Annotated in this window: 5 protein-coding genes; 2 read left to right on the top strand and 3 right to left on the bottom strand. The window is 56.2% G+C overall.

What is annotated here, in order from left to right; translation table 11 throughout:
* The first annotated feature begins 385 nt into the window (after positions 1–385).
* A complete protein-coding gene (locus AC1DLB_RS23350; protein ID WP_477744334.1) occupies positions 386–1,222 on the top strand; it encodes an undecaprenyl-diphosphate phosphatase in 837 nt (278 codons plus the stop codon).
* A gap of 69 nt (positions 1,223–1,291) precedes the next feature.
* On the opposite strand, the gene rfaH is transcribed toward AC1DLB_RS23350, so the two are convergent.
* From rfaH to galU, 3 genes are read right to left on the bottom strand one after another with little or no spacing between them, the layout of a single operon-like run.
* Entirely contained in the window at positions 1,292–1,798 is a 507-nt protein-coding gene (gene rfaH, locus AC1DLB_RS23355; RefSeq protein ID WP_477785721.1) for a transcription/translation regulatory transformer protein RfaH, read from the bottom strand.
* On the bottom strand, positions 1,795–2,226 hold the full coding sequence (locus tag AC1DLB_RS23360; protein ID WP_018928285.1) for a hypothetical protein: 432 nt from the start codon (positions 2,224–2,226) through the stop codon (positions 1,795–1,797). Before AC1DLB_RS23360 ends, rfaH begins: the two co-directional genes overlap by 4 nt.
* Positions 2,227–2,275: 49 nt before the next feature.
* Positions 2,276–3,109 carry a UTP--glucose-1-phosphate uridylyltransferase GalU gene (gene galU, locus AC1DLB_RS23365; protein ID WP_018928284.1) on the bottom strand — a complete coding sequence of 278 codons (834 nt, stop codon included), beginning with the start codon at positions 3,107–3,109 and terminating at the stop codon, positions 2,276–2,278.
* A 659-nt stretch (positions 3,110–3,768) separates the two neighbouring features.
* On the opposite strand from galU, the gene AC1DLB_RS23370 reads away from it, so the two are divergent.
* Positions 3,769–4,121 (top strand): low molecular weight protein-tyrosine-phosphatase (locus AC1DLB_RS23370; RefSeq protein WP_477785722.1); only part of this gene is annotated, 353 nt, incomplete at its 3' end.

Below are 4,121 nucleotides of genomic sequence, written 5' to 3' on the forward strand. Positions count from 1 at the left end.
GCCATGTGGAATGTTCTCTTGGGCGATCATTTTTGGGGTAGACATTGCGCGCGTCCAAACTCAAAACGTCAACGAGCTGACGATGAGTGGCAGCCATGGATTCGCGATACACAAGTGTCAGTCTTCCGGGTCAATTTCTTCTTCAGGCGCCCATCCGGCGTCGAGCAGGGCGGGGGGAGGATCGTCCGGCATGGTTATTCCTCCAGTCATGAACGCAAAGCGTAGCAGGCGGGTAGGGCCGTCGAGGTGGTCATAGCCCTGGTCATGGACGTTTTATAACGTTTGCCTCAAGCCGGCAGGTAATGCGTTTTAATTCTCCGTTGACCCGACAGCTGCTCGGAACCAACAACAGACCTTTCAGCCGAAAGGGGTTAACGGGGGATTAATGGACTTCTGGACCACCACGCAAGTATCGATTCTAGGGCTGGTTGAAGGACTCACAGAGTTTTTGCCGATCTCCAGTACAGGCCATCAGATTATTGCCGCGGACCTGCTCGACTTTGGCGGTGAGCGAGCCATGGCGTTCAATATCATTATTCAGTTGGGCGCTATTCTGGCGGTCGTCTGGGAGTTCCGTCGCAAGATTCTGGACATCACCACGGGTTTGCCGACCCAGCGTAATGCGCAACGTTTTACTCTGAATTTGCTGATCGGTTTCTTGCCGGCGGTGGTGCTGGGGGTGATGTTCGCCGACAAAATCCATCAATATCTGTTCAACCCGATCACCGTGGCTGTGGCGCTGGTGATCGGCGGGATCATCATGTTGTGGGCTGAACAGCTCGAGCACGTGGTAGTGGTCGATCACGTGGACGAGATGCGCTGGACCGATGCCTTGAAAGTCGGATGTGCACAATGCCTGGCGATGATTCCCGGCACTTCGCGTTCGGGATCGACGATTATCGGCGGGTTGCTGTTTGGCCTGTCACGCAAGACGGCCACCGAGTTTTCGTTCTTCCTGGCGATGCCGACAATGGTGGGGGCCGCGGTGTACTCGGGCTATAAATATCGCGACCTGTTCCAGGCCGCAGATTTGCCGGTGTTTGCCCTGGGATTTGTCGCCGCTTTCGTCTTTGCGATGATTGCCGTGCGCGGGTTGCTCAAGTTCATCGCCAACCATAGTTATGCGGTGTTTGCCTGGTACCGGATCGCCTTCGGTTTACTGATTCTGGCGACGTGGTTTTTGGGTTGGGTGGACTGGAATCACCTCTCGGAAGGGGCGTAGGTTTTCCTGTGTTGATAAAAAACGCCGCTTGTTGTTGAGCGGCGTTTTTGTGTAAGCAGCTAAAAGCGTCTAAAGCTTGTTGACCCGCGCCAGTGGCAGGCTGATTTGCTGTTCACGCTGCAGCAAATTCATCATCAGCAGTACCCGTTCTTCACCGTCCATGGCCAGGAACACCGCTTCGAGATCGCAGAACGGACCTTCAGTGATGCGCACCGCATCTCCGTGTTTCAACAGCGTGGTCACGATCGCCTGGCTGTCTGGTTCCTGGAGTTCGTCGATCAGCGCATCGCGGAYCGGCAATGGCTGACCGCCAAACCCGACGACCCGCGAAACGCCGCGRGTCGAGCGCAGTGGACCCCAGCTGTCCTGAAGGCTCAGTTGAATAAACAGGTAGCCCGGAAACAGCGACTCGCTGATCACTCGACGTTGCCCGCGCAACATGCGCTCACGTCTGTAGGTCTTGCGAAAGCATGCATAGCCTTGGCGCTGCAAATGTTCTTCGGCGCGCTCATCTTGTTTGGGCTTGCACTGGACCAGGTACCAGGCTTTGGTGGCGTGTTCGGCAATCGCGTTCATTCAAATGCCCTCCCTGCATCGATCTGCCCCAGCAGCTCGGCGGTTTTGCGCTGCAGGAGCGAGCTGTCGCCCCGACTTTCCACGGTCAGGCAAGCTACGCAACCCTCGCCCGAGAGGCGCAAGCTGAAGCGCCAGTCGGCAAAGACCAGGTTCAGCCCGCTGCTTTCGTTGAGGTCAAGGGCATCGCGGGCATAACGCTGCTTGATGCTCGCCAGCAGCGCCGGACCATCCTTGACTTGGCGGCGGATCTCCCCGGATGAGGGGAACGCGCCGATGCGTTCCACCAGCAGTACCGGTGGTTTTCGCACGCGGGGGAAAATCAGTTCCGACGCATAGGCGCGCACGATGCGGTACGCGAGGTTGTGCTTAAGGTCAGCGCTATACGGGTGGCGACTGTCATCTGCCTTGAAACCGCTCAACGTATTCATAGAGGCTTCGTCCATAAGGTGATAAAGACCATATCGGGGGACAGCAACATCACAGGGCGTTTTGATGCAGATGCTCGAAGCAGAAGTTGGTGGCTTCGATATAACCTTCGGCACCGCCACAGTCGAAGCGTCGACCCTCGAACTTGTAAGCCAGCACGCAGCCGTTCTGGGCCTGCTTCATCAGCGCATCGGTGATCTGGATTTCACCGCCCTTGCCAGGTTCGGTGTCAGCGATCAGGTCGAAGATGTCGGGGGTCAGAATGTATCGACCGATGATCGCCAGGTTGGACGGAGCGTCTTCCGGACGGGGCTTTTCGACCATGCTGTTGACCCGGTAAATCCCCTCGCGAATCAACTCGCCGGCAATCACGCCGTACTTCTGAGTTTGCTCGCGGGGTACTTCCTGGATCGCCACGATCGAACAGCGGAACTGCTCATAAAGCTTGAGCATTTGCGCCAGAACTCCATCCCCCTCCAGGTTCAGGCACAGGTCGTCGGCCAGCACCACGGCGAATGGCTCATCACCGATCAACGAGCGGCCGCTGAGAATGGCGTGCCCCAGGCCTTTCATTTCCACCTGACGAGTGTAGGAAAAGCTGCAGGTATCGATCAGCTCGCGAGTGCCGTGCAGGAACTTTTCCTTATCGGTGCCACGAATCTGGTGCTCCAGCTCGTAGCTGGTATCGAAATGATCCTCCAGCGCGCGCTTGCCGCGACCGGTGACGATGGCCATGTGTTGCAGGCCGGCGTCACGCGCTTCCTCGACGGCATACTGGATCAGCGGCTTACTGACGATCGGCAGCATCTCCTTCGGCATGGCCTTGGTGGCGGGTAAAAAGCGGGTCCCATAACCGGCGGCGGGGAACAGGCATTTACGAATCATGGAAGCGTCCTTGAAAGTAGACTGATGGAATAGCTGATGGCAGTAGGAAAGATTCGATCCAGGCTGGCCGAACCGGTCACGCTGGGGAGTGCGGGCTCGAAGCGGCCCGGTCACTCAAGAACAATGTTCGCAACGCGCCAGGGGCTGCGAATGGTCTGCACGCCATGCTTCTCGCCAGGCGCGGGCAGGGGAGACATCGAGCAGCCGATTGGCCGGCGAGCATGCCCGGTTGTTCCACGGCATGCTCGTGACGTAACCCGCTGTAAATAGAGTTATTGCCCAAGGCGTCCCTTACCCAACTACTAACCAAATGTTCGACACCCTGGCAATGCAGTAGCGGAACGGCTATACATTAGTCATTCGCTATTTCAGTATAATTTAGATTGAACAGTCGCCAGAAAACGACAACCGTTAGAAATTGTCTGAATAAATTCACTAACTGTTATTTTTGTACTCTGCAGAGTGCGATGTTATTTTTTGTCTGGATAAAAAGTTGAGGGCCGTTCAAGCGTCATGGTAATAAATACGCATTGATTGTTTGAAAGTTTCAGTCGCAGTTCCTGGTCGTTATAAATGCCCGGGCTCATTCGTAATTTAAAGCTCTTATGTTCGGCAAGTGCTAGGTCACCGCCAATGTTGACAAGACGGGGAAGGTCATCTTGCTTAAAAGGGTTTTGATTGTCTGTGTTGGCAATATATGCCGCAGTCCCACCGCGGAGCATTTGCTGCGTGGGGCACTCGTCCATTCCGATATTCAGGTCAGTTCAGCCGGCCTTGCCGCCCTGACGGGCAAGCCCATCGAGCCGACAGCACACGCCGTGCTCACAGAGCATGGTCATCTGCCCCATGAGCACCAGGCCGTTCAGCTCACTTCTCAAGCCGTCAGTGAGGCGGACTTGATTCTGGTGATGGAGCGGCGACATGTCAGTGGCGTGCTCAACATTGCCCCTGAAGCGCGGGGCAAAGTGTTGTTGTTGGGCAAATGGCAGGACGATCGAGAGATCAGCGACCC

Source organism: Pseudomonas sp. 05N434 (assembly GCF_056396965.1).

What these genes read in the sequence shown, in the direction of transcription:
- AC1DLB_RS23350 (WP_477744334.1), top strand. Translation starts at nt 386, where the DNA reads ATGGACTTCTGGACCACCACGCAAGTATCGATTCTAGGGCTGGTTGAA.
- AC1DLB_RS23360 (WP_018928285.1), bottom strand. Translation starts at nt 2,226, where the DNA reads ATGAATACGTTGAGCGGTTTCAAGGCAGATGACAGTCGCCACCCGTAT.
- galU (WP_018928284.1), bottom strand. Translation starts at nt 3,109, where the DNA reads ATGATTCGTAAATGCCTGTTCCCCGCCGCCGGTTATGGGACCCGCTTT.